We start from the raw sequence: 25482 nt of genomic DNA on the forward strand, positions 1-25482 counted from the left end.
GCTTTTATGTCTTATCTTCCCAAACCCCCTCTTCGTCCATTACATTAGAGTAGAGCCACCAAGCGAAGCGATATGGCAATATATCATTACATGAGCATTCCTAACATACTGGAGGTCCTTCTCAATCCATGCCACAACCACCCGATTTACTTCAAACACAGGAAAGAACCCATCCTTTCAGTCGTAGGCACTTGATTTTTGCAGCTGCAACGATCCTTTACTGGGCTACTCTCTATATTTATGTTCCAATTCTTAGTCCTTATCTGCAAGATCGTGGACTCTCAATCGGCTTGATCGGTTTCATACTTGGCAGCTATGGATTAACTCAAGTGATTACCCGGCTGCCACTTGGTATGTATTCGGATGTAATGTCTCGGCGTAAACCTTTTCTCATTGCTGGGATGATCGCTGGTCTTATCAGCTGCATTTTCTTCATGCTACCAGGAACATGGGGAGGACCACTTGCAGGTCGGTTAATGGCAGGTTTATGTGCCGCAGCTTGGGTACCTTTTTCGGTGCTCTATGCTTCCTACTACCCAACTAACCAGACACATCAAGCGATGGGGACACTTAGCTTCTTAACGGTATTCGGCCAGCTTGCCGGTATGAGCGCTAGTGGTTGGCTTGCTTCACTCGGCGGGTGGAACTATGCTTTTATATGTGGAATCGGAATTGCATCAATAGGCATAATCGTGGCATTTTTCATTCATGAACCAAACAACACTCCAAGCTCCGCTAAAATCAGTTCCGTTGCCGTAACCGTAAAATCGTCCCGTCCACACAATCAAACGGTGCTCTCACATGTGCTACGTTCATCCTTACTATGGAAGGTATCGATTCTATCTCTACTCGCGCACGGAATCTTATTCATTACAATGTTCGGCTTCACCCCGCTTCAAGCGGTAGAGCTCGGAGCCAGCGAAGCACAATTAACCGGCATCGTCGTCGCCTTCATGATCCCACATGCCCTCGTATCATTATGGAGCGGACGTTACCTCGCACCTCGCTTCGGTACGCGTACAATCGTCATCATTGGCTTTTTATCCGCAGCCGTCTTCACTGCCGCTATCCCGTTCAGCTCGAATCTCGGCTGGCTTGCCATCACCCAAATATTCAACGGAATCGCCCAAGCCTTATATTTCCCGCTTCTGTTGAGTCTAGCAATCCGCAACTTCCTTCCAACAGAACGCGCCACGGCAATGGGTTTATATCAATCCGTCTATTCTCTCGGAATGTTCCTCGGTCCCTATATTGCTGGAGGATTGAACGCATATGGCGGTCTAAAAGCCGGATTTCTCTTTGGCTCCTGCTTAGGTCTCATAGCTGCCCTCTTCGTCTTTAAGAACAAACAGCTTGATTCGTAGCAACCAAATGATCACAAAGCAAGCTGCTGCGAAACCCATCAAACTCAAATCTGTGAAAAACACAAAACACCCTTCGCATGGAGGGTGTTTTGTGTTTTTCTCTGTAACAATCAGGGGCTTAGCGATTCGCAAGGCCCCACAGGCCAATCGCTAACGCTAATGCTCCAGCTACGGCTCCGTAGTCTCTCATTTTCCACATTAATTTAACCGCCCGAGTCGGATTACGATTGAAACCAACACCCCTGCTTTCCAGTGCCAGCACCACTTCGTCCCCGAGCCGGAACAAGGCTAATAAGAATGGAATCGACACATCTCGAAGCTTCTTACCTATCGCTACCGGATTTCGTGACATCGTTTTGCCTCGCGCCAGGAATATCCGTGTAAACCGTTCCCACAATTCCAGAAGCACTGGAACAAAGCGCATCATTAGCGTAACCGTCAGAATAAATCTCTGAGCCCATTGTGGAATTGTGCCTCTGATCATTATTAATTGCTCCAGCGATCTTCTTAAAGATAACGGCGACATAACGAGCGGTATAGCAAGTCCGAGTAATAAGATAAGCATCGTTCGCGTGAATGTAAATAGAGTCCCTGTGAAAGCTTCCCATTCAATCATTCCCGAACCACTAGCGCCCCAAGCGAATATGACCGAAGTAATAACCGAGAACACCGCATAATTCACAATTAAACCGCGCCATCTCCTGAGCGACACTCTACCTATTGTTAACAGAGCGCCTACGACAATTGCCCCTAGACCTATCGATATCCAATCGTTTAGGAGAAAAAGTCCGGTGGAAACGAGAACATACGCAAGCCAAATCGATCTCGGATCGAAACCCGTCAAGCGATGCGACTTGTCCTTCTTAAAGCGTTGTTCCCTTACCTTTCTCACCAGTGCAGTAGCCATTTGTCGTTGCTCATTTAGCTGCTTTTCTTCCAACTTCTCTATCGACTGGTCTTGCTGATTATCATCCAGTTGCACTTGCCGATTCCCGTCCTGTTGCTGATCCTGCTGCGCTTGTTGCTCTACCTTTTGTTGTCCTGCAAGTCGATTGGGGTTCCATGCCTCGGCTGCATCCAATGGGTTACATACATTAGCCAGGTCAGCTCCATTGCACCATAACCAATGAGCCATCTGTAGCCAATCTGGAACCTTCATCCCCGTCTCTTCTAGCCACTCTGGATGAACAAGTAACTTCTCTCGACTACACAGCCCTATTGACCCATCCATTCTTAATAACATGACATGATCTGCCATAGGCAAAGCCCAATCGGAATCATGGGACACCATTACGATGCCCTTCCCGTTCTTCTTCATTTGAACAAGCTGCATCGCAACAGTGTCATGACCCGCTCCATCTAAGCCAGCGGTTGGTTCATCCAAGAAAACCCATGGAGCCGGCGTAACGAACACCGATGCGATCGCACACCTGCGCCTCTCCCCCCCACTCATCAAATAAGGGTCTCTCAGCTCCCATGAAGTCTCCCAACCCACCGCTGCTAGAGCTGAATGTCTCCGTTCCTCGCGTTCCTGATCCAAGAGATTGTAAGGTCTTAAAGAATAATTCAGCTCATCCTTCACACTTCTAGCGAATAATCCCTCTTCCGGCGATTGACAAGCATAGCTATACTGGCGAAGCGCTTTTTCATTCAACCTTAATCTGCCTGACAATCCCGATTGCCACAGAGGCTCCAAGCCATATGTCACCTGTAAGCCTTCTGGAGGACGTAATCCGGCTAACATCTCCAGTAATGTTGTTTTCCCCGCTCCGTTTGGTCCCATAAGCAGCGTGATTGTCCCAGGCTCAAGTCGTAGATCGGAGGTATTATAAACCCTCTCGCCTTCGGCCTCATCCAGTCGGCACCAATCCATTCCATTCAAAATAAGCGGTATCGGTTCTGGGTTATTGTCCAGCTCCAACTTAACCTTTGTCCCCAGCATTCCCCCACACCTTTCGCCACTCCTGCGCCGTTAACGGCAACGGATCTTCCAACTTTCCAAGCAGCCTAAGCTCAAGTGCCATCGCCGCCAAATAGGGTAACCTTAGTCCTACACGGAGGCAAGGGGATAATGGAGCTGGCTCACCCGGTACCGACACCCCGTATAGAAATTCCCGACATTCCCCATCGAAAATAACCCTACCCTCCCCAAGCGCCACGACACGGGTATCCGGTTCCAGCTCATCCAGCCGCTGTGTAACCCAGATGATTGTCATCCCTCTTTTATGTAATTCTCGGGCCGTTCGCATAACAATATCCCGATTCATCTCATCTAGCATCGAAGTCACTTCATCTAGAACAAGAAGAGGTGTTTCACAAGCAGTAGCTGCTGCAATCGCCGCTAATTGCTGTTGCCCTCCGGATAGTTTCTCCCAAGGATCATCCGCAAGCTCAGTTAATCCTACTTTACTCAGAGCTTGTTCTCCCAATAAGGGGATTTGATCTGCAGCCATTCCACGCCATTCCAAAGCAAATATAACTTCCTCACGGGGAGTTTCACCGAACAATTGCGCCCTTGGCTGCTGCAAAACAATCGGGCAGATTCCCTCACCAGCAAAGCCTCGCGTGATCTCTCCAACACTATGCTCCAGTTGCAGACCCGCTAGCAATCTAGCTAATGTCGATTTTCCACTCCCATTCACCCCGACAATAGATAACCATTCCCCAGGTGTGACCGTAAGATTTATATCTTCCAGACGTACGGAAGGCTCTCCAAGTTCGTTTTGACCAGATAGAGATACCCTATTAAGCACCATTGGCACTTTCGCTTGTAATTCCATCTCGCAAATTCCCTCTTTTCAATCGGGCCGTCCCATGCTACAATTTCAATTGTTAACCAACCACATAATCATAGGTTAACATTCAGGAGGCTTTTTGACAATGTCTAATCAATCATCTTCAACCGAAACATCTGCTCGCTCATCTGTACCCACCAACCAATGGATTAAAGGCATTGTATTTACCGCCCTATTCGGTGCATTATTCATTGCCGGAAGCTTTATCAAAATCAACTTAGGCTTTACCCCAGTTCCCATTACCTTACAAACCTTCACGATCATGCTGGCGGGTGGACTATTAGGAGCTGTCTACGGATTCTGGAGTATATTCATTGTTGTCGCATTAACAGCACTCGGACTGCCGCTGATGAATGGCTCTGGAGGGATCGCCCAAATTACAGGCCCAACTGGCGGCTTCATCTGGATGTTCCCGGTTTCCGCATTTCTAATCGGCTGGGTCAGCGATCGAATATTCGCACGTCGGAAGAAGCTTAATCGTATGCAACAGCTATCCTTACTACTCTCCGTCTTTGCCTTTGGTTCATTATTAGTTTATGTTTCAGGTATCCCTTGGCTGGCGCATGTATTAGACAATGCCAAATATGATACGTTCACAGGTGCATTAAGAGCAGGCATGTACCCCTACATGCCGGGTGATGCCATTAAGGCCGTCGTAGCGACCTTTATTATTCTTTCACTTAAGCCTATATTACCTACGATCCGACCTACAAAATAACTGATCATGCAGGAAGGCTCCCTTCTCTATTAGACGGGAGTCCTTTTTGTCTGTTCAGGACGATGGTACAAACAAGCTTCTCAGGCCTCGCATAACGTAAAAGGATTCATTAGTTTCATGTGCCTTGAAGGAGTGTGTCACTATCGCTATGGCAAGCGGCCGACTAGATTTATTCATCGCCAAGCTTCCTATCCACACCGTCGTCCTCACCCTCAATTGCTCCGATTCCGCTTCAGAATTGCTTGCCATTCCTCGCAATGTCATGTTAACCCTAAAGCGCGGAACAACGAAGCAAGCCGTCCAAGTTCAGTTGCTGGAAGGACGGGAGTGTTTTGCTGATTTCATGGAAATGAACTACACACTAGCTCGCCAATTCCAGCTTAATGCCTTGCGGAGATATTTGCTCACTTATCATCCACTGGATCAATCTTTAACGATTAAACCAGAGCCTCTTAGTGAGACCACTGCATTTTTGACATCAAGTACAATTGGCAATAGTACTCTGTCCGTTGGCTATGAGCTACTCTCTCGGCTCGGAATTCCTGAACGACAAGGTGCTATTATTAAAGTCCGCAATGGAAGAAATTTCTCTCGCTTTCGATTACATGTACCTGCAAATTTGTCCGACGACCGACTGAAACTGAGCTCTTATTGGCTTCAGAAGTGGAAGCTTAATGCAAATCACAATCATCTGCTGCAATTTGATCAAAGGAATTTCACGCTCAGTCTTACCCCATCCATAACCCATATGCCTAAAGATTCATTGAATAACAAAGGACCACGCTAACCGCGTGGTCCTCCTTGTCTGACTTTGAATGATCCTCGCGGCTTAGGCGACTAACAGGTATAGCGTAATTAATTCCTGATTAATCGAACTTGAAGCATGTGATAAGCTTAATCGCACTCTTCCGGAGCTTCTTCTGGCTTCGCAGCTTCCACATCAATCTTCTCTGCTACAGAGTCACGGATGATGGATACGATAGATTGTAGCAAATAGTTGACATCCGATTGGCTTTGCTGGAATTGCAGCACGATCGGGATGTTATCCAATTCATCTTGAATAACATCGATCTCTGCAGAGATTTTCTCAACCATTGCCGGGTTTTTGAACGTTTTCTCGAAGGCAACGAGTTCCTTCTGTTTCTTCTTAATCGTCGTAATCATGCCTTGTACCCGCTCATGCGATTGGATTAGCTTCTCTGAACGCTGGTACATTTCTACTTCCTCGGATGTTGTAATCAGTTGTGCAAGTTCCTTAGCTCTTGCAAGAATATCCTCACGAACGATTAATTCTCGGTTATCAAAAGAAGGGATTGAGCATCCTTCTCCGTGGTCGTGGGAATGGTCGTGATCATGATCATGTGCAGACATTAATATTTTTCCTCCGATCAAATGGTTACGATTTATTGTTAACCTGCATTGCTAGCCACAGCAGGCTCACTAATGACTTCCGCTTTAACGTACCAGGTTTGTGCCGCCGTTACCCGAACCTGCACGAGCTGCCCGATCCATTCTGTCTTTCCTTCGAAATGAATAAGCTTATTCGTACGACTACGCCCAGACATTACGCTAGCTTTGTTCTTGCTCTCGCCCTCTACCATAACTTCGATAACTTGTCCGACTAGCTCCTGATGGTGCTTAAGAGACAATTCGCTAACGAGTGCGTTAAGACGCGCTAGGCGCTTCTGTTTCACCTCAATCGGGACATCATCGGCCATATCAAATGCCGGTGTTCCTTCTCTAGGAGAATAAATATACGTGTACGCCGACGTAATTCCCGCTTCGCGCATGAGAGTCAGAGTTTCTTCGAACTGCTCTTCTGTCTCACCAGGGAAGCCAACGATGACGTCTGTCGTAAGTGTAGCATTCGGAATCTCATTCCGAATACGCTCCGCAAGCTCCAAGTAGCGTTCACGCGTATACTTCCGGCTCATCCGCTTCAGAACCTCCGTACTACCGGATTGTACTGGAAGATGAATGTGCTCTACCAGATTACCGCCCTTGGCCAATACCTCGATCAGATGCTCATCGAAATCTCTCGGATGAGAGGTCGTAAACCGAATGCGAGGAATATCAATCTTCTGAATATCGCCCATCAGATCCCCGAAACGATAGCTACGGTCCGTGAAGTCTTTGCCATAAGCATTGACGTTTTGTCCGAGTAATGTAATCTCCTTGAACCCTTGACGGGCAAGGTCACGCACTTCTGCGATGACATCCTCTGGTAGCCGACTCCGTTCTTTGCCTCGTGTATAAGGAACGATGCAATACGTGCAGAATTTATCGCAGCCATACATGATATTCACCCATGCACGCAAGCCATCCGTCCGCTTCTTCGGCAAGTTCTCGATAATGTCGCCTTCCTTAGACCACACATCAATAACCATCTCTTTACCAAAATGGGCTTCCTGCAGCAAGTACGGTAACCGATGAATGTTATGAGTTCCGAAAATCATATCCACATGGGCATGCTTCTGCATAATCCGGTTCACAACTGATGCTTCCTGGGACATGCAACCGCACACACCAAGAATAAGCTCGGGACGTTGCTGCTTCAATACCTTCATATGTCCGAGTTCACCGAACACCTTATCTTCTGCGTTCTCACGTACAGCACAGGTGTTATATAAAATAACGGCAGCTTCCATACGGTCTTCTGTTGCGGTGTAGCCCATTTCCTCAAATAAGCCGCGCATAACCTCAGTATCGTGCTCGTTCATTTGGCATCCGTAAGTATAGATCAAATATTTCTTTCCTAATCCGAGGCTCTTCAGCTCGTCTGGAACGGCATTCTCATAGTGGACTTGAATTTCTTCTTTGCCCCGTTGCTTCTCCTGCCGGTAATCAGGCTCGGAGACAATATGGATATCCCGTCCGTTCAGACGGATTGTTTTACCGCTTTGGTCCTCGGAAATGACTTTGGCACCGGAGAAATCGAAATATTTACTGAAATCCTTGGTTTCTTTGGTCATTTCCTTTCCCTCCTAAAATAAATCTATTCCGCTAAGTATAGAGGCACATATTAACCTTCGTATTATATCATGAACAAGCATCTCTAGCCATTGCACAGGAAGCGTGTTGCAGCTTCAAACGGGATAGTAATGCGAAAATTGGGGCGGTACTATGCCGCTACTACTCCCCACAAAGTGAAGCTTATGCTGTCGATGCATATTCCGATTACTTTGCGGGGGCTCCAAACCCCATCGAGTTGTCTCTGATCGCTATGATGCGGTAAACTTATTACTCCACAATCTCGCCAAAGTCACCGGTGTTTACGTTCGCGGCGTTGCCTTCGTCTGTGTCGATATGCATGTCTAGAGCGAATTGGTCGGATACGCGTGCTAACACTTGCTCGAACACGACACCACGATCGCCACCTACGCGTACTTTGAGCATCTGCTTGTCTGCGATACCCCAACGCTCGGCGTCAGTAGTGTGAAAATGAATATGGCGAGCGGCTACGATGACACCCTTGTCCACTGTCACTTCGCCGACTGGGCCTACAATGCGAATACCTGGAGTATCGTCGATGCTACCGGATTCTCGCAGTGGCGGCTTAAGACCTAATGCGAAAGCATCCGTACGCGACACTTCAAGCTGAGTTGCCTTACGAGCAGGACCTAAAATTCGTACTTTAGGGAATGAACCCTTCGGACCATATACAGCAACCGTTTCATTTGCAGCGAATTGTCCTGGCTGCGATAACGGTTTAAACTCTGTTAAATTCGATCCGGCACCAAATAATATTTCTACATGCTCCTGCGCTAAGTGAATGTGACGCGCAGACACACCAACGGGTATTCTTTTCATCTCGGATGTAGTCATGGACAACACAACCTTTCCTTTGTTTTCCTACCTTCAGTATAACGCAAGAGGCGCACGGGACAAACCCGTGAGCCTCTTAAAAAGTATGCTTATTTGCATTCCGTCAACAGTTTGTCAAAGTCTTCACGCCAAAGCTGCATATTTGGGTTATAGATTCTTTCTAGAGTAGATTCGTATCGATATATTCATTGAAACTAGGCCAATTAATAGCGTTAATACAAAAGGAAGCCATCCCCTGAGCATTTGAGGTAAAGAAAACGTGACATTCAAAGATGGATTAGATTCCAACCACTCTACAATCGGCGGGAATATAAAAGGGGTCAGAAATACCACTATGAATGCGATGAACTTCGTTTTCTCGAATCCAAACCGAAACTGTACCGGAATTAATATTCCAAAAAATACAGTAACAATCAAGAACGCTAACCCGATATTCGTGATATTCAATCTTCCTAGCAATTCCGGCACGATATACGAAACCATTGTATAGACTGCAACGCTACAAATAAAAAGGACACAGATAAAGAGATATTTGGCCTTCACTAATGAGGATCGAGTGTATGGAGTCGCACATAGAAGTGCTGAACCTTTGTATTTGTCTTCTGACATGGATACCGTATTGAACAATATATAGAGCGAATATAGAGCAGTTACAACAAAGCTTATAAACCCGCCGTTGTTCAACTCCAATTTCGAAGTAATGAAGATGGGTCCCACTATTGCAAATACTAGCATGAATACTAAGTACTTTTTTGCGATTATAAAATCTTTTATCACCAGATTAAATAGCATCCTTAGAGCCTCCTATATATGCTAACATAATATCTTCAATCGTTGGCTTTTCGATCAATACATCACTCATTTGTTGATGAACACTGGATTTTTTCGAAGTAACACCTTCAAATCCGTATGCCGTTTCGCGTAGAACTAGAAATAATTTTCTTGTCTGTTCATTTAGTAATTTATTGTCTCCCTTAACAATTGCATGAGTATCTAACAACTGATCCTTTTCCTCGCTAAGTAAAATTTTTCCGTCATCGATTAATATGAGCATGTCCGCTATTTTATCCAAGTCCGAAGTCATATGAGTGGAGAAGAATACCGTCTTCCCTTCCTCTTTCATGAATTCTAATAGCAAATCCATAAGCTCACTTCGCACTAGGGGATCCAGACCACTTGTTGGCTCATCCATAATCAACAAATCAGCATGATGTGACAGCGCTAAAGTAATGGCATATTTCATCCGCATTCCTTTTGATAACGTCGAGATCTTCTGATTTAGACTGAGGTTAAATCGTTTGATATAGCTTACAAATACATCTTCGTCCCAACTCTTATAGGCGGGAGAAATAATATTTTTCATTTCCTTCAACGTCATATCGTCATAGAAATAACCCTCATCCAATACTACGCCTATCCGATTTTTCAGGTCCCGTTCATGTTCAGTCATTTCCTTGCCAAACAATTTAATGCTTCCCCCATCTTTGAGAATGAGACCTAGAATTGTTTTGATCGTTGTTGTCTTGCCAGAACCGTTAACGCCAATAAAACCTGTGATGCAGCCTTCCATAAGTGAAAAACTAACCTTATTCAACCTAAAGTGATCAAGCTCCTTAGATAGATCTGTTAACTCTAAAATATTGTTCATGCTTGCTCATCCTCCTCAAAAAGTAAATCCATCATGGAATAGAGTTCATCTTTATTAATTCCTAATTCTCGAGCCATCTCCCATACTTCCGTTAGCTTGGATTCCACCATGTATCGCTTGGATTCCGCTAGCAGCTCCTGACTCTCAGTTGCTACATAAGAACCTTTACCAGCTTTCGTTGTAATAAAACCTTCTGCTTCTAGCTCGGTATATACACGTTTCGTCGTCAGAACACTCACCTGTAAATCATTTGCTAATGAACGAATGGAAGGAAGCAGTTCACCCTCCGCTAATTCATTGCGTAAAATCGCAGCCTTAATCTGATCTTTAATTTGCTGATATAAAGGTTGATCCGAACTATTTTTAATGATTATTTTCACTAAGATACCTCACTATAATCATCTGTGTATTACATAGATACACACCATACACACTATGCACACCATTAATATAATCGATCACTCTATAAAATTCAAGGAAAATGCAAAAGAACATACAAAAAAAGAGGCCAACCAGATCGACCTGGTTAGCCTCTTCATCGAAACGGGAACCGCTCATTCGTCAGCTCCGCTGTTCCTTTTCATGTAACAAGTGCTTATTTGAATTCCGTCAACAGCTTATCAAAGTCTTCACGGGACAGCTGCAGATCTTGCTTCGCGAGCCCTTGCTCCTTGAAGCCGACTGCTAATTGCTCGTAAGACTTGCGCTCTTTGTTCTGGTAGATTAGACCGGTAAGCATACCGTTCGTCTCCATGATCTTAGTCATCGCCGCGATACGGTTGGAAGGATCATAATCCGGGAACTGCTCCAGGTTCACGATGTTTTCCTTAAACCAATCATAAGTGTTGATTTTGTTGAACGTGACGCAAGGACTGAATACGTTAATGAGAGAAAAGCCCTTGTGATTCAAGCCTTGCTCGATTAACGATGTCAGCTGCTTCAGATCACTAGAGAACGACTGGGCAACGAAGGTTGCACCTGCGGACAAAGCGATCTCAAGAGGTGATAACGTTGTCTCGATCGAGCCTTCTGGTGTTGACTTGGTCTTGAAGCCTTCCGCGCTACGCGGGGACGTCTGACCTTTGGTCAACCCATAAATTTGGTTATCCATAACGATATAAGTAATGTCTAGGTTACGACGAATCGCATGTACGGTATGACCCATACCGATTGCGAAGCCATCGCCATCACCACCAGAAGCGATAACAGTTAACTCACGGTTTGCGAGCTTCACACCTTGGGCAATCGGTAGCGAACGGCCGTGAATACCATGAAGACCATAGGCATTAATATAACCGGAAATCCGGCCTGAACAGCCAATTCCCGAAATAACCGCTAATTGCTCCGGCTCCAAACCGACGTTTGCTGCCGCACGCTGTATCGCCGCCTGTACGGAAAAGTCCCCACAGCCTGGGCACCAGTTCGGCTTTACATTGTTGCGAAACTCTTTAAATGTAGCCATCTTAGTTCAGCTCCTTGCAGGCTTTGTGAATTTCCGAAGGCAGGAACGGAGTTCCATCATACTTCAACAAATTACGTATTTTATGGTGATAGCCGATATTCTGTTTAATCAGGTTAGACAATTGACCCGTTGCATTGTTTTCCATCACGACAATTTGCTTCGCAGCTTCAAGATGCGGCTGCAGCATTTCGCTAGGGAATGGATGCATTTGACGGACCATAATCTGATTCGTTGTGATTCCATCAGCCGTTAAACGAGTACGAGCTTCCTCAATCGTTCCGCCTGTCGATCCCATCGCAATAATAAGGATATCTGGATTCTCGTTTGGCGCATCCGCTTTAATCGCATTTGTCACGCGAAGCTGGCTGATTTTGCCTAGACGTTTGTCCATCATTTTCTCTCGATTCAGAGCATTCTCTGAAGGCCTACCTTCTTGGTCATGCTCAACCCCAGTGACGTGGTGAATGCCGTTCTTCATCCCTGGGATTACACGTGGAGATACGCCATCTTCCGTCCACTCATATCTCTTGAACAGACGGTTGTCCTCGTTCGGAGGCAAATCACCTGTAAGCAGCTTGCCGCGATTGATCACGATTTTGTCGTAATCGAGCGCATCAGAGGTTTGTTTACCGAGAGACAATTGCAAATCCGTAGCGATAATAACCGGAATCTGGTACTGCTCCGAAATGTTAAAGCCTTCAATCATATCGTAAAAGCATTCTTCGATCGTGCTCGGCGCGACGACCAATTTAGGGATTTCACCATGAGTACCATAGATTAACGCATTGATGTCGGATTGCTCTTGCTTCGTTGGCAAGCCTGTAGATGGACCACCACGTTGCGTATCTACGATGACAAGAGGTGTTTCCGTCATTCCGGAAAGACCGATGGCTTCCATCATTAATGCAAGGCCTGGACCAGCGGACGCAGTCATCGTACGAACGCCGCCATAGTTGGCACCGATCGCCATCGTTACTGCAGCAATCTCATCTTCCGTTTGAACGACAGTTCCGCCGAACTTAGGAAGCTTCTTAATCAAATATTCCATTATTTCAGAAGCCGGAGTAATCGGGTAGGCAGCCATGAGACGACACCCAGCGGCAACACAACCTAGCGCCATCGCTTCATTACCGATCATAAACAGCTTTTGCTTGCCATCTGCATCCTCTAGCTTGAAGTCGTCCAGCGGGCCACCCGCTTGTTCTAGCACGAATTCCGCTCCACGGCGAACCGCTTCCACGTTCTTCTCTACTATAGCTGGGCCTTTGCGTCCGAATTCTTCTTCAACCGCTTTATTGAATACTTCCATGGGCAGACCAAGTAGTCCCCAAGAAGCACCTGAGGCGACCATATTTTTCATGAGGGAAGTGCCTAGCTCTTCTGCAATTGCTGTAATCGGGACTGCAAATAGCCGTGCTTGCACGCCTTCTGGGATCGTCGGCGAGAATTTCGCATCCGCGACAACAACTCCGCCCGGTCGAAGCTCACTTGCGTTTAAATCGATGCTCTCCTGGTCGAATGCAACTAGAATGTCCAGGTCATCGGATATCGCGCGAATCGGCTTCGTGCTGATGCGGATTTTGTTGTTCGTGTGTCCGCCTTTAATCCGCGAGGAAAAATGTCGGTACCCATACAGGTAATAGCCCAGCCGGTTCAGCGCAGTAGAGAAAATACGATCGGTACTTTCCACGCCCTCACCTTGCTGGCCGCCAATTTTCCATGACAGTTGACTGATCACAGTGCCCATCTCCTCTTAATCTCCGGTTCGTCATTTATCGACAATTTCAACCTATAATATTTTTATATCATATAAATATTATGTTTAACGAACGTAAATTGCAAGTCATATTCGTGTAAGCAATGCATAGTACTTTGAGATCAGATCAATGCCGAATTGAGATTAATGGTATTCGAACAATTCAATTAGATAGATTTTTCATAAAAAAATTGGTAGCGTTTTCTCCGATCATATTTTTAACGACCGTTTCGGAATAGCGCTTCAACAAAGCATCAATTAAATCTGGGTATTTACCTGGATGCTCAAGTCCCTGCACATGGCGTGATATTCCATCGAAATCTGATCCGAATGCGATATGCTCTGCTCCACCTAGCACACACACATGCTCGACATGACGAAGAACATCATCTATCGTGGCCGGCTCTGGTGCTGTAACGAACCATGGAACAAAGGTGAGCCCAATGATCCCTTTTGCAGAGATGATGGCCTGAATTTGTTGATCCGTTAAGTTACGTGGATGATCCTTAATCGTACGGGCATTAGAATGTGATGCAAAAAAAGGACGCCCAGCACGTTCCGCCACATCCCAGAACCCCCGATCCGATAAATGGGAAACATCCACAAGGATTCCTAGAGCTTCACATTCCGCAACGAGCTGTTTCCCCGCTTTCGTGAACCCAGCACCTCGCGGCTCCATTGCCCCATCACATGCCCAATTCGCATGGTTCCATGTCGGACCTAGTAAACGTAGACCTAATCGATACAAAAGGTGTAGCGCCCATAGGTTATTTTGAAGTCCATCCGCTCCCTCTAAGGAAAGCAAAGCGCCGATTTTCTCCTCGCGCATAGCTGTTTCGATATCGCCCGCTCTGCGAATAAGTTTCATTCCCTTTACCGTTAACACCTTACTCCAGAATAACTCTGCTGCGTGGAAGAGGGATTCCGGATTCAAAGCAACCGTATCTGGCAAATACAAAGCGAACACTTGCAACTTTACTCCACCTTGTCTCAATCTCTCAGGTGTGGCATCGAATATTCCATCCACATGCCCCGTTCCCCAGTTAGAGCCGGGATGTTCCAGTAGCTTGCAGAGCACATCGATATGCAAATCGACTGTATTCACTTTATGAATCCCCCTCTGAAATTCATCATTCACTATAAACGGCACAAAAAAACCTGTGACATCGATGAAATCGAGCCGCGACATTGCCACGCCACTCCCGATTATCATCCTGAAACAGGTCAATAGTGTTCATGCAGTGTTGTTACCTGGGTTCAACAATAAGTTTAATTGCTGTCCGGTCTTCTCCATCGATCACAATATCCGTAAAAGCCGGGATGCAGATCAGGTCTACTCCGCTCGGCGCTACGAATCCACGAGCGATTGCGACCGCTTTAACCGCTTGATTGAGTGCTCCGGCACCAATGGCTTGTAGTTCGGCTGTTCCACGTTCACGAAGAACACCTGCTAGTGCGCCTGCTACGGAGTTTGGATTGGACTTTGCTGAAACCTTCAATACTTCCATGACCATTACCTCCTCTTATGACAACCCACTAGGTTCGGTTGCATCGGGAAATTACAGAAATCAAAGGATGGGCCCACTAAGGCATACTTATTCGGTAGCCCAGATAATAATTCCTTCTTTTCCTCAAGTGACGATCATGAAAGTGTCCGGCTAATCAGATTATTACTATTCAGCGATCCAAGAATCCTCGTTAACAGTGATGGTTTGAATCTTAACAGCCTTCCCTGTCGCTTCATCAATGTCTACGAATACACCATTTAGTGTCCATTTTCCATCTGAAACAGTGAATCTACCAGGCATTCCGGTAATAAAGCGACGCAGGACAACTTCCTTATCCATACCTAGAACCCCATCACGTGGTCCAGTCATACCTGCATCCGTTAAGTACGCTGTACCTTCCGGCAAAATTCGAGCATCGTTCGTCTGAACATGCGTATGCGTACCGACAACCAATGATGCATAGCCATCCAAATGCCAGCCCATGGCGATTTTCTCGCTTGTCGCTTCCGCGTGAAAGTCAACGAGCACACACTTCGTATGACGGTGAAGCTCCTCAATCTCTTCATCTGCAACTCGGAATGGACATTCTGCTGGTGGCAGGAACGTTCGTCCAATGAGGTTTACCACTCCAAGCTCTTTGCCATTCCCTCTCACGATCATGCTGCCACGACCGGGTGTGCCATGTGGTAAATTGGATGGGCGTACTATCCGCGGCTCATCATCTATAAATTCAAATATTTCACGATTGTCCCACGTATGGTTACCCATTGTAATTCCGTGCACCCCCCATTCGAACAGCTCCCTAGCGATCGATGTCGTAATCCCACGACCGCCAGCTGCATTCTCACCATTAGCAATAATGATATGAGGATTATATTTACCATTGATCCATGGCAGTAACCGCTTAACTGTGTCCCTACCCACATTCCCCACAATATCTCCGATAAACACGACTTTCATCCATCTTCAACTCTCTTTCTAATCCATGCGTCTAATAGGTTAAAAAAGGGAAAAGTGGCTGCATGATCCGCAGCCACTTCTCAACCTTTCTTGCATTCCATAAATTATTTGGCGTATTCGACGGCACGGGTTTCACGAATAACGGTAACCTTGATGTGACCTGGATAATCCAATTCACCCTCGATTTTCTTCGTAATATCCCGGGCTAAACGGAACGCCTCAGTATCGTCAATCTTCTCTGGTTGAACCATGACACGAACTTCGCGTCCGGCTTGAATCGCGTACGATTTCTCGACGCCCTCGAACGATTCGGAGATTGCCTCCAGCTTCTCGAGCCGGCGGATGTATGTCTCCAATGTTTCGCGGCGTGCGCCTGGACGAGCAGCACTGAGTGCATCTGCTGCGCCTACGAGCATTGCGATAACTGATGTTGCTTCCACGTCGCCGTGATGGGACGCAATACTGTTGATGACAACTGGATGTTCTTTGTATTTCTTGCCCAACTCCACGCCGATCTCGACATGCGAGCCTTCCACTTCGTGGTCGAGCGCTTTGCCGATATCATGAAGTAAACCTGCGCGTTTCGCAAGGGTGATGTCTTCTCCTAATTCTCCTGCCATGAGGCCGGTTAAATAGGCGACTTCCATCGAATGCTTCAACACGTTCTGGCCGTAGCTCGTCCGGAATTTCAGGCGACCTAGAATTTTGATTAAATCCGGATGTAGACCATGCACACCCACTTCGAAAGTGGCTTGCTCGCCATACTCGCGAATTCTTTCGTCGACTTCTTTGCGAGACTTCTCCACCATTTCCTCGATACGAGCTGGGTGAATCCGTCCATCTGCAACCAACTTCTCAAGGGATGTCCGTGCAATTTCTCGGCGAATCGGATCAAAGCCCGACAATATAACCGCTTCCGGAGTATCATCGATAATAAGGTCAATACCCGTTAATGTTTCAAGAGCACGAATATTACGGCCTTCACGTCCGATAATACGTCCCTTCATCTCTTCATTAGGCAACGTCACGACGGAAACCGTCGTTTCTGCTACGTGATCCGCAGCACAACGTTGAATCGCTAGTGAAATGATATCACGCGCTTTCTTGTCGCCTTCTTCTTTCGCGCGTTGCTCGATTTCCTTGATCAATTGTGCAGTTTCATGACGCACCTCTTGTTCCACATTCGACAGAATCATCTGCTTAGCATCTTCTGTTGACAGGTTAGAAATACGCTCCAATTCATCCATTTGCTGCTTATGCAGCGATTCGATCTGATCTTGAATCTCTTCGATTCGTTTCTCTTTGTTAGCGACTTGCTCCTCTTTACGTTCCAAAGCTTCAAGCTTGCGATCCAGCGACTCTTCTTTTTGCAATAGTCGCCTTTCTAGGCGTTGAACTTCGTTGCGGCGTTCGCGAATATCACGTTCCGCTTCGTTACGGAGCTTGTGCACCTCGTCTTTGGCTTCCAGCACCGTTTCTTTGCGTACAGCTTCCGCTTCTTTCTTGGCAGCTTCGACAATTTGAATGGCAGCTGCTTCGGCACTAGAGATTTTGGCTTCCGCAATGGACTTGCGAGTGATATAACCGATTCCAACGCAAAGGACGCCAACAACGAGAATGATCAAGATCCAGATCCATGAATCTATCATGATCTTTCACCTCCTCGTTGCATCACCAAGGCAACTGCTTGGGGACACTATTCATTTGATTTTCCGGTTTTCAAACCGTTTGATTACATGTGAACAAAGCATAATGGGTCGAAATAACAAGTACTGAATCGCTTTTTGGAAGGAAAAAACGGTCAGTTGGGAAGATTGAATACAAAATCATTTTATCTTTTGCTAAATTAGATTGTCAAGCAAGGTTCTTTGCTAACTCAAACACATCGCTTTCGCTTCCCACTAATCTTCCATATATTCTGAATCATAAGTGTCATTCTCGCCGAATTCTGAATCCAATTCCTGTTGTCCCGATTCCGTTGCAACCTGCTGTACCGCCATTCTTACGACTGGCCCTGGAAACCCTCGACGCATGAGCATCGCCATCAGCTTCTGTTTGCGCTCCCTATCATTCCCTTTTATATTAGGCCACCTTTTACGTGCTAAAGCGAGAGCTGAATCCTGTTCCACTTGTCCGTCCAGTTCTCCGATTGCTTGTTCAACATCTTCCCGTGCTATTCCTCGTTGCAATAGCTCCTGTCTGATGAGCATCCGGCCTTTGCGCTGTCCGACCGCACGTTGCTCTGTAAAGCGCTTGGCGTAGACAGTGTCATCTATCATCCTACGAGTTTGCAAACGTTCCAGACACGCCCCCACGACCTCTGGGACGTACCCTTTGCGTTTTAGTGCCATAGATAACTCTGCAGCCGTCCTTGATTTGCGTTCCAGCATCCATAGAGCAGACCGGTAGGCTTCCTCTATTTGTTCATCCTGCTTAAGTGTTTCGTATTCTTCCGCGGATAATTGGCGTCCTTTCAGCAAACGCCAGCTTACAAGCGTATCCTCATGAACGGTAATAAAAGCTTCATTCTCACTGCGAACGGTTTGGGCTCTGGCTATGAGTGCATCTACCTCATCATTCCAGTCCATAGATCGATGTGGCTCTTCACCACTATCAAGATCGTCCTCGCCTACACCACCGTGGTCTTCCAATGCTGACTCATCTAAATCTAGCTTTAACGCAATTCGGTACATATGCGGCTTCTTGGGATGCGACTCTATCGCAATTACGACCGCACCAAGACAAGGTAAGTCAGGAGACATCTTTTCTTCCGTCTCGCGCATACCGTCGGACGTCACCCGGTTATTTCCTGTAGTTCCGCGGTTTCCTCCCCAGCCCCTGCTCTTATCCGCACGTCTCGGTTTGTACACCTCAGTCAGCCCCCCATTCCATAAAAACACAAAGAGCGGCAAAATATGCCGCCTTAGTGGATCACTATTCATTATCGTTAATGGCTATTCTCTTATTCGTCTTCACCAAACTCCGTGTCATCTTCATCGTTGGAAGCTTGTGCAGCTGAACTCGCTGCAGCTGTTGCCGACGAAGAAAGTAACGTATCACGGATTTGCTTCTCAATCGTATCAGAAATGACTGGATTATCCTTCAAGTATTGCTTCGCATTCTCCCGACCTTGGCCCAATCGTTCGCTATTGTAAGAAAACCATGCGCCACTCTTCTGGACGATGTCTTGCTCCGCACCGATATCGATAATGCTACCGTATTTCGAGATTCCTTCGCCATACATGATATCGACATCCGCTTGCTTAAACGGAGGCGCCACCTTGTTCTTAACAACTTTGATCTTCGTACGGTTACCTACAACGTCATTGCCTTGCTTGATTGCTTCAACACGACGGACGTCCAACCGAATACTTGCATAGAATTTCAAGGCACGTCCACCCGGAGTTGTCTCCGGATTACCGAACATAACGCCAATCTTCTCACGCAATTGGTTGATGAAGATAGCTAAGCATTTCGACTTACTGACTGCGCCAGAAAGCTTACGCATCGCTTGCGACATCAGACGAGCTTGCAATCCGACGAAAGAATCCCCCATGTCGCCCTCGATTTCCGCTTTCGGTACGAGTGCAGCGACGGAGTCAACAACGATAATATCGACAGCACCACTACGTACAAGTGCTTCAGCGATTTCTAAAGCTTGTTCTCCCGTATCAGGCTGAGAGAGCAACAATTCATCAATATTCACTCCAAGATTTCTCGCATAAACCGGATCCAACGCATGCTCAGCATCGATGAATGCCGCGGTTCCACCAGCGCGTTGCACTTCGGCAATCGCATGAAGGGAAACGGTCGTTTTACCGGATGATTCCGGACCATATACTTCGATGATTCTACCACGCGGATATCCGCCTATTCCTAATGCAATATCCAACGCTAGAATCCCACTAGAAACTGTTTCAACAGCTAACTGCGGATTTTCTCCTAATTTCATTATCGAGCCTTTACCGAATTGCTTCTCAATCTGGCGCAAGGCCATGTCTAATGCGGCGCGACGATCTGACAACACACCCACATCCTTATCTTTTTAATAGTTTTATCATACCGTGTTTTTATGTGTTTGCCAAGCTTTTTGAGAACATTTGTTCGATTATTATTCGAAAAAAGAACCGCAGCAAAGTGATATCTTCGCCACGGTTCTTCCGCAACTTTCTATTAAACCTTATCACAACTCTAATAAAATGACAAGGATAGACATTTTTTTGTCACAAAATAGCGAAATTCCCTCTCATCACACAGCCAGTAAACTAGTGAAAAAAACACTCATCAGCGGACTCGCCAATCCCCCACTGAATGTTTCTCTTATGACCACTATCCCCTTCACTCAGTGAGTTCAGAATGAGAGATTAATAATATTCTATTCTCTGCAGTATCGACGGAACTCGCATATAACCCATGAACGCCATGTTGTGAGTCTTAATGGATTAATTTAGTACGCAATTAACTTCCTACCTCGTCAACCCTACCTGAGCGAAGGGGATAGTGAACATATGGAACGAAGTTAGCTGCCTCCACTATACCTCTACCTATCCCCCTCACCTGAGCGAAAGGGATAGTGAACATATGGAACGAAGTTAGTTGCACCTTCCCTACCCGTCAACCCCACCTGAGCGAAGGGGATAGTGGATAAAAGGGAGACTCGTCGTCACACAACTCAACTACGAACTACGCCCAGTCAAAGATAGCCAGAGCATATAAAGCGCCCGCTTCGCAGCACGTATTCGGATGCCTTCTCTATCACCTGACAACTCCAGCTTCTGCACAAGAGTGTCTCGACCCCGTTCGGCTAGGCCGATGTACACAAGGCCGACAGGCTTTCCTTCTGCTCCGGCCGGACCTGCATTCCCCGTAATAGACACTGCAAAGTCAGAGTCAGCAGCAGCACGCATACCTTCCGCCATCGCGATCGCAGTCTCCGCACTAATCGCACCAGGTGCATCTGGTCCTTCTAACAAGGCCTCTGGCACCCCAAGCTGACGCACCTTCATACCGTTGCTATATGTGACAACTCCACCTAGGAACACTACCGCGCTTCCTGGAATCGTCGTAATGAGCTCAGATACCATGCCGCCTGTACAGCTCTCAGCTAACGTCAATGTCCGCTGTTGCTCTGTCAACGTACGTACAATCGTTGCTTCGATGGGTACATCTTCTTCCGCGAACAAATAGGACAAAGTCCTGCCACGAATTTCTGTTAACGTACCTTCCATCTTCCGAGCCGCTTCTTCAGCATCCGCAGCTTTTGTGGACACACGGATCGCGACCTCACCTTCTTTGGCGTAGGGAGCGATTGTGGGATCCTGTTGCTCGCTAATGAGATCAATCAACAAATCCTCAAGACCTGATTCCCCGATGCCGGCAAATTTGAGCATCACAGAATGCAGCGTCTTCGTTGGACCCAGCTGATCCTTCAGCCAAGTCGCACCATCATTGTCAAACATCGGCTTCATTTCTCGTGGCGGACCCGGCAGTAATAGATAACAGGTTCCGTCCACGTTCAAAGCATTCCCGACGGCAAGCCCCGTATCGTTGCGCAGAGGTACTGCGCCCGCAACTAACAAAGCCTGTCGGCGATTACTTTCCACGAAAGCGCCGCCCCGGCTTGCAAACATATTTACAATCTTGGTCATCGTAGGCTCATGTAACTCAATCCCACGCTCCAAGTATTCAGCTAGCGCATCCCGTGTTAGATCATCGAGCGTAGGACCAAGTCCACCCGTAAACACGAGAAGATCTGCCCTTCCTCGGGCAATATCGATCGCTTGAATCAATCTTTCCTTGTTATCGCCCACCACAGTCTGATAATAAACATCAATGCCCAGCTCTGCCAAACCGCGCGACAGATACTGGGCGTTAGTGTTTACGATTTGACCGAGGAGTAGCTCCGTTCCGACAGCAATAATCTCTGCTCTCATACGATGTACCGCACCTCGTTATGTTCTATTCAGCCAGCAAACAAATTCGCAGCTTAACTAGAAACCGGAATCAAATTTTTATTTTTCATAAAATAATCTATGCCCGAATAGACAGTGATAAGTACAGCTGCCCATACGACAACCAAGTCAATGCGTAAGTCGATGAAGTTAAACGGAAAGTTGTTAAGCAGCAATACGATAATCATCGTAATCTGAATAGCCGTTTTCCATTTGCCCCATTTGCTCGCAGCAAGTACTACGCCCTCTAAAAGAGCAACCTGCCTCAAGCCAGTCACCGCCCACTCACGACTGATGATCACGATCGCAACCCAAGCACCGAGCTTCCCCATCTCAACGAGTGAGATAAGAACAGCTGCCATGAGTAACTTGTCCGCAAGAGGATCTAGTAGCTTACCGAGATTTGTTACAATTTTACGTTTGCGTGCAATATAACCGTCCAAACCATCCGTGCTCGCCGCAATAATAAAAAGCAGCAACGCGAACACTTGATTATAAGAAATAGAATAGCTACCTATCGTGAGAGGCTCTACATTAAGCTTGACCAACAAGAAGAACGTCACGATCGGCACTAGAAAAATTCTTGCAAGCGTGATCCGGTTGGCGAGGTTCACGCAATTCCCTCCCCTGATAAATCATACTCATAAGCATGGGTAATTTTAACCTTGCATAATTCACCAATTTGCACTGGACATTTCGAAATATACACTTCTCCATCCACTTCCGGAGCATCATATTGACTACGTCCGATGAAGACATCGCTACGTCCGTCGTAACGCTCAACTAATACCTCGATTGTACGTCCTACGTATTTCGCTCCATTGCCCATCGCAACCTCGCGTTGAATTTCCATCAATGTGTTCTGACGGAATTGCTTCACTTCATCCGGAATTTGATCCGGCAAACGGTTAGCCGGTGTATCTTCTTCCTGTGAATAGGTGAATACGCCTAGGCGGTCGAATTTAATCTCGCGAACGAAATCGCATAGCTTCGCAAAGTCCTCTTCCGTCTCTCCTGGAAACCCAACAATCATCGAAGTACGTAGAGCCACTTCTGGAATGTGTGTACGAATTTTGCCAACTAGCTCCCGAACATCGCGCTGACGACCTGGACGACGCATTCTCTTCAAGATGGAATCCTCACTATGCTGCAAAGGCATATCGACATAGTTACAAATCTTAGGATTCGCAGCCATCGTCTCGATCAGTTCATCAGAGAAGAAGCCTGGATAAGCATAATGCAGACGCACCCACTCTACTCCCGGAACTTCGCTAACTCGATTCAATAATTCAGGAAGCTTGAAGCCTTCATACAGGTCAGTTCCATAGTTAGTGGAATCCTGAGCGATAAGACTAATCTCTTTAACACCCTGTTCTGTTAGCATCTTCACTTCTGCAAGGATAGACTCTATCGAACGACTGCGGAATTTCCCCCGCATGATCGGTATGCTGCAGAACGTACAAGCGTTGTCGCAGCCCTCGGCAATTTTCACATATGCAGTATGGCGAGGAGTTGAGAGCAGACGTGGCAAGTTCTCTTCATAGTTAAATACAGGGTTACCTACGTAGACCGGCTTGGTTCCACGAAGTGCCTCGTCGACAATGTCATTGATCCGATGAAAATCACCAGTACCGACGATTCCGTCGATTTCCGGCATCTCATCCATCAATTCCTTCTTATATCGCTGGGTCAAGCAGCCCGATACAATAAGCGCCTTTAAGCTAGCGGTCTCTTTAAGCTCCGCTAAATTCAGAATCGTATTCACCGATTCTTCCTTCGCTGCATCGATGAATCCGCACGTATTCACAATAATAACCGTCGCATTTTCCGGTTTATCAACGAGTGTAAAGCCTCTTTGATGAATTAGCCCCGACATAATCTCGGAATCGACTAAATTTTTCTCACAGCCAAGCGTGACGACGCTGACTCTCTCTATCATGGATGTCTTCCCCCAAACGTTCGTCCGTTGTTATCCACAACAGTATAAACGAACCCCCTATAGGTGTCAAAACCGTACCACATAATTAGCGATAATTAATAAATTGCAGCTCCAATGGTATATCTGCACCTCGTAATAACGCCATTACAGCTTGTAAATCATCTTTACTTTTTCCAGTTATACGCAGCTGATCGCCTTGAATTTGGCTTTTGATCTTTAATTTGGAGTCGCGAATCAAAATATTCATTTTTTTTGAATTTTCTTGATCGATGCCTTGCTTCATCTTGATATTCTGACGAACTGTTCCGCCAGATGCGGGCTCAATCTTGCCATATTCCATATTAAGGATAGGCACGCCGCGTTTGATCAACTTCGACTGAAGGATATCCACGACGCTTTTGAGCTTGTAATCACTATCTGAAGCGACAACAAGCTGTTCGTCCTCCAGCGTGATATTACTTTTGCTTCCCTTGAAGTCAAAACGAGTTTCAATTTCCTTAAGCGCTTGTTGGACCGCGTTATTTACTTCCTGAAAATCCACTTTGGATACAACGTCAAATGAATATTCCGATGCCATTAAAATCCTCTTCCTTTCATCTATGCCCCATTTATACGTATATTATAGCATGAGTGTACCTTTAGAATAAAACAAACAGCCCTCCGAAGAGGGCTACTCAATCTTCAATACTTTATTGAGCTGCTTCTGTTACAGGAGTAAAAATGTATTTGGTTGAACCGGATGCATTTCCATCGTCAAAGGTTGTATCATCAATAAAAAACTCAACATGGTCTGTTCGGCCAACGTTTACATAAAGTGGAATAGTCAAATCAAAGGTTTTCGTTTGTGGTTCTGTCAGCGATTTAGAAAAAATCGCCTTCCCTCTTTTCGTATTCTCCCGAACTTCAATCCACGCTTCGCCCGTCACAACCAGCTTAAGCTGATGACCTGCTCCTGGCGTTACATCATAATAGTTAATGCCTCCAACCTTCTCCTTAAACGTTAGCGTTACTGGTGGTGTTGAAGGACTTGGTGTTACAGTTTCAGAAGGTGTAATCGTCGGAGTCACACTAGCCGAAGGGCTTGGTGTAGATGTATCCGTAGAGATCGGAAGATTAGGATTGAGCTCTTTCGTATCATTTTCCTTATTATTGTTCAAGTAAATATATATGACTGCGGCAATAAGGATGGGAAACGCCCACATGAGCACTGTTACGGCAACCTTGCCCCAACGGTCATTGTGTTGCACGCTTCGTCGACTAGACTTCATCATCGGCTCTGCGTTAGTTGTTTCCACTGAAGGGGGAAGTGGCAATTCTTTATGGTAAAGACGCAGCACTTCTTCAGCGTCAAGGCCAACCGTCTCGGCATAAGTCTTAACAAATGCCCTTACATAGAAAGAACCAGGCAACACCTTATAATCGCCTGTCTCAATTGCATCTAGGTAGCGCTTGCGAATTTTCGTATATTCTTGAATGTCATCTAGAGTGTAACCGCGCTGCTCACGTGCTTTACGAAGCAGGGCGCCTAAATCGGACATGCCTTTCACCTCCTAATA

24 protein-coding genes are annotated in these 25482 nt (G+C 46.4%); 3 read left to right on the forward strand and 21 right to left on the reverse strand.

The genetic code is table 11. The features are described 5' to 3' along the window. Positions 1-128: 128 nt before the first annotated feature. Positions 129-1364 (forward strand): MFS transporter, encoded by a 1236-nt coding sequence (locus tag M1K58_RS23255; protein ID WP_256761288.1) that lies wholly within the window; start codon positions 129-131, stop codon positions 1362-1364. Between the two features lie 118 nt (positions 1365-1482). Here M1K58_RS23255 and M1K58_RS23260 read toward each other — a convergent pair whose 3' ends face one another. Together M1K58_RS23260 and M1K58_RS23265 are read right to left on the reverse strand one after the other, a co-directional pair. Further along, positions 1483-3306 (reverse strand): ATP-binding cassette domain-containing protein, encoded by a 1824-nt coding sequence (locus M1K58_RS23260; RefSeq protein ID WP_256761289.1) that lies wholly within the window; start codon positions 3304-3306, stop codon positions 1483-1485. Then, positions 3287-4144, reverse strand: a complete 858-nt coding sequence (locus tag M1K58_RS23265; RefSeq protein WP_256761290.1) for an energy-coupling factor ABC transporter ATP-binding protein — start codon at positions 4142-4144, stop codon at positions 3287-3289. The genes M1K58_RS23260 and M1K58_RS23265 overlap by 20 nt, the downstream gene beginning before the upstream one ends. A 100-nt stretch (positions 4145-4244) precedes the next feature. On the opposite strand from M1K58_RS23265, the gene M1K58_RS23270 reads away from it, so the two are divergent. Together M1K58_RS23270 and M1K58_RS23275 are read left to right on the forward strand one after the other, a co-directional pair. Beyond that, positions 4245-4877: a biotin transporter BioY gene (locus M1K58_RS23270; RefSeq protein ID WP_256761291.1), complete on the forward strand. Its 633-nt coding sequence runs from the start codon at positions 4245-4247 to the stop codon at positions 4875-4877. 148 nt (positions 4878-5025) lie between these two features. Continuing rightward, positions 5026-5664 carry a hypothetical protein gene (locus M1K58_RS23275; protein ID WP_256761292.1) on the forward strand — a complete coding sequence of 213 codons (639 nt, stop codon included), beginning with the start codon at positions 5026-5028 and terminating at the stop codon, positions 5662-5664. Between the two features lie 107 nt (positions 5665-5771). Here M1K58_RS23275 and M1K58_RS23280 read toward each other — a convergent pair whose 3' ends face one another. The 19 genes from M1K58_RS23280 to M1K58_RS23370 all read right to left on the reverse strand — a co-directional run bounded on the left by M1K58_RS23280 (position 5772) and on the right by M1K58_RS23370 (position 25464). Continuing rightward, positions 5772-6248: a YlbF/YmcA family competence regulator gene (locus tag M1K58_RS23280; RefSeq protein WP_256761293.1), complete on the reverse strand. Its 477-nt coding sequence runs from the start codon at positions 6246-6248 to the stop codon at positions 5772-5774. Between the two features lie 38 nt (positions 6249-6286). Further along, the gene (gene miaB / locus M1K58_RS23285; RefSeq protein ID WP_256761294.1) at positions 6287-7849 is read right to left on the reverse strand and encodes a tRNA (N6-isopentenyl adenosine(37)-C2)-methylthiotransferase MiaB; all 1563 of its coding nucleotides are present in this window, start codon (positions 7847-7849) and stop codon (positions 6287-6289) included. 268 nt (positions 7850-8117) lie between these two features. Then, on the reverse strand, positions 8118-8687 hold the full coding sequence (gene pduL, locus M1K58_RS23290) for a phosphate propanoyltransferase (RefSeq protein WP_256761590.1): 570 nt from the start codon (positions 8685-8687) through the stop codon (positions 8118-8120). A gap of 162 nt (positions 8688-8849) precedes the next feature. Then, positions 8850-9494: an ABC-2 transporter permease gene (locus M1K58_RS23295; RefSeq protein WP_256761295.1), complete on the reverse strand. Its 645-nt coding sequence runs from the start codon at positions 9492-9494 to the stop codon at positions 8850-8852. After that, positions 9484-10350 carry an ABC transporter ATP-binding protein gene (locus tag M1K58_RS23300; RefSeq protein ID WP_256761296.1) on the reverse strand — a complete coding sequence of 289 codons (867 nt, stop codon included), beginning with the start codon at positions 10348-10350 and terminating at the stop codon, positions 9484-9486. The genes M1K58_RS23295 and M1K58_RS23300 overlap by 11 nt, the downstream gene beginning before the upstream one ends. After that, positions 10347-10730, reverse strand: a complete 384-nt coding sequence (locus tag M1K58_RS23305) for a GntR family transcriptional regulator (protein ID WP_256761297.1) — start codon at positions 10728-10730, stop codon at positions 10347-10349. The genes M1K58_RS23300 and M1K58_RS23305 overlap by 4 nt, the downstream gene beginning before the upstream one ends. A 215-nt stretch (positions 10731-10945) precedes the next feature. Continuing rightward, entirely contained in the window at positions 10946-11812 is an 867-nt protein-coding gene (locus M1K58_RS23310) for a 2-oxoacid:ferredoxin oxidoreductase subunit beta (RefSeq protein ID WP_256761298.1), read from the reverse strand. 1 nt (position 11813) lies between these two features. After that, positions 11814-13550 (reverse strand): 2-oxoacid:acceptor oxidoreductase subunit alpha, encoded by a 1737-nt coding sequence (locus M1K58_RS23315; RefSeq protein WP_256761299.1) that lies wholly within the window; start codon positions 13548-13550, stop codon positions 11814-11816. 181 nt (positions 13551-13731) lie between these two features. Continuing rightward, positions 13732-14757, reverse strand: a complete 1026-nt coding sequence (locus tag M1K58_RS23320; RefSeq protein ID WP_256761300.1) for a dipeptidase — start codon at positions 14755-14757, stop codon at positions 13732-13734. A gap of 58 nt (positions 14758-14815) precedes the next feature. Next, positions 14816-15076, reverse strand: a complete 261-nt coding sequence (locus M1K58_RS23325) for a stage V sporulation protein S (RefSeq protein WP_155701341.1) — start codon at positions 15074-15076, stop codon at positions 14816-14818. A 165-nt stretch (positions 15077-15241) separates the two neighbouring features. Further along, positions 15242-16036, reverse strand: coding sequence for a TIGR00282 family metallophosphoesterase (locus M1K58_RS23330; protein WP_256761301.1), 795 nt, complete (start codon positions 16034-16036; stop codon positions 15242-15244). A 104-nt stretch (positions 16037-16140) separates the two neighbouring features. Next, entirely contained in the window at positions 16141-17685 is a 1545-nt protein-coding gene (gene rny / locus M1K58_RS23335) for a ribonuclease Y (RefSeq protein WP_256761302.1), read from the reverse strand. Between the two features lie 252 nt (positions 17686-17937). Next, the gene (locus M1K58_RS23340) at positions 17938-18906 is read right to left on the reverse strand and encodes a regulatory protein RecX (protein ID WP_256761303.1); all 969 of its coding nucleotides are present in this window, start codon (positions 18904-18906) and stop codon (positions 17938-17940) included. A 92-nt stretch (positions 18907-18998) separates the two neighbouring features. Continuing rightward, positions 18999-20060: a recombinase RecA gene (recA, locus tag M1K58_RS23345; RefSeq protein ID WP_306220660.1), complete on the reverse strand. Its 1062-nt coding sequence runs from the start codon at positions 20058-20060 to the stop codon at positions 18999-19001. 652 nt (positions 20061-20712) lie between these two features. Then, positions 20713-21969 (reverse strand): competence/damage-inducible protein A, encoded by a 1257-nt coding sequence (locus M1K58_RS23350; RefSeq protein ID WP_256761304.1) that lies wholly within the window; start codon positions 21967-21969, stop codon positions 20713-20715. Between the two features lie 53 nt (positions 21970-22022). Continuing rightward, positions 22023-22601, reverse strand: a complete 579-nt coding sequence (gene pgsA / locus M1K58_RS23355) for a CDP-diacylglycerol--glycerol-3-phosphate 3-phosphatidyltransferase (protein WP_256761305.1) — start codon at positions 22599-22601, stop codon at positions 22023-22025. Next, positions 22598-23926, reverse strand: a complete 1329-nt coding sequence (gene rimO, locus M1K58_RS23360) for a 30S ribosomal protein S12 methylthiotransferase RimO (protein WP_256761306.1) — start codon at positions 23924-23926, stop codon at positions 22598-22600. Before rimO ends, pgsA begins: the two co-directional genes overlap by 4 nt. Positions 23927-24011: 85 nt before the next feature. Continuing rightward, positions 24012-24503 carry a YajQ family cyclic di-GMP-binding protein gene (locus M1K58_RS23365; RefSeq protein ID WP_256761307.1) on the reverse strand — a complete coding sequence of 164 codons (492 nt, stop codon included), beginning with the start codon at positions 24501-24503 and terminating at the stop codon, positions 24012-24014. 112 nt (positions 24504-24615) lie between these two features. After that, the gene (locus tag M1K58_RS23370; RefSeq protein WP_256761308.1) at positions 24616-25464 is read right to left on the reverse strand and encodes a helix-turn-helix domain-containing protein; all 849 of its coding nucleotides are present in this window, start codon (positions 25462-25464) and stop codon (positions 24616-24618) included. Positions 25465-25482 lie beyond the last annotated feature (18 nt).

The organism is Cohnella sp. WQ 127256, assembly GCF_024519285.1.
Taxonomy (GTDB): Bacteria; Bacillota; Bacilli; order Paenibacillales; family Paenibacillaceae; genus Cohnella.

Bases quoted from the DNA above. Each gene is read 5' to 3' on its own strand.
- M1K58_RS23255 (WP_256761288.1), top strand. From the start codon at position 129: ATGCCACAACCACCCGATTTACTTCAAACACAGGAAAGAACCCATCCT.
- M1K58_RS23260 (WP_256761289.1), bottom strand. From the start codon at position 3,306: ATGCTGGGGACAAAGGTTAAGTTGGAGCTGGACAATAACCCAGAACCG.
- M1K58_RS23265 (WP_256761290.1), bottom strand. From the start codon at position 4,144: ATGGAATTACAAGCGAAAGTGCCAATGGTGCTTAATAGGGTATCTCTA.
- M1K58_RS23270 (WP_256761291.1), top strand. From the start codon at position 4,245: ATGTCTAATCAATCATCTTCAACCGAAACATCTGCTCGCTCATCTGTA.
- M1K58_RS23275 (WP_256761292.1), top strand. From the start codon at position 5,026: ATGGCAAGCGGCCGACTAGATTTATTCATCGCCAAGCTTCCTATCCAC.
- M1K58_RS23280 (WP_256761293.1), bottom strand. From the start codon at position 6,248: ATGTCTGCACATGATCATGATCACGACCATTCCCACGACCACGGAGAA.
- miaB (WP_256761294.1), bottom strand. From the start codon at position 7,849: ATGACCAAAGAAACCAAGGATTTCAGTAAATATTTCGATTTCTCCGGT.
- pduL (WP_256761590.1), bottom strand. From the start codon at position 8,687: ATGAAAAGAATACCCGTTGGTGTGTCTGCGCGTCACATTCACTTAGCG.
- M1K58_RS23295 (WP_256761295.1), bottom strand. From the start codon at position 9,494: ATGCTATTTAATCTGGTGATAAAAGATTTTATAATCGCAAAAAAGTAC.
- M1K58_RS23300 (WP_256761296.1), bottom strand. From the start codon at position 10,350: ATGAACAATATTTTAGAGTTAACAGATCTATCTAAGGAGCTTGATCAC.
- M1K58_RS23310 (WP_256761298.1), bottom strand. From the start codon at position 11,812: ATGGCTACATTTAAAGAGTTTCGCAACAATGTAAAGCCGAACTGGTGC.
- M1K58_RS23320 (WP_256761300.1), bottom strand. From the start codon at position 14,757: ATGTCGCGGCTCGATTTCATCGATGTCACAGGTTTTTTTGTGCCGTTT.
- M1K58_RS23325 (WP_155701341.1), bottom strand. From the start codon at position 15,076: ATGGAAGTATTGAAGGTTTCAGCAAAGTCCAATCCAAACTCCGTAGCA.
- M1K58_RS23330 (WP_256761301.1), bottom strand. From the start codon at position 16,036: ATGAAAGTCGTGTTTATCGGAGATATTGTGGGGAATGTGGGTAGGGAC.
- rny (WP_256761302.1), bottom strand. From the start codon at position 17,685: ATGATAGATTCATGGATCTGGATCTTGATCATTCTCGTTGTTGGCGTC.
- M1K58_RS23350 (WP_256761304.1), bottom strand. From the start codon at position 21,969: ATGAGAGCAGAGATTATTGCTGTCGGAACGGAGCTACTCCTCGGTCAA.
- rimO (WP_256761306.1), bottom strand. From the start codon at position 23,926: ATGATAGAGAGAGTCAGCGTCGTCACGCTTGGCTGTGAGAAAAATTTA.
- M1K58_RS23365 (WP_256761307.1), bottom strand. From the start codon at position 24,503: ATGGCATCGGAATATTCATTTGACGTTGTATCCAAAGTGGATTTTCAG.
- M1K58_RS23370 (WP_256761308.1), bottom strand. From the start codon at position 25,464: ATGTCCGATTTAGGCGCCCTGCTTCGTAAAGCACGTGAGCAGCGCGGT.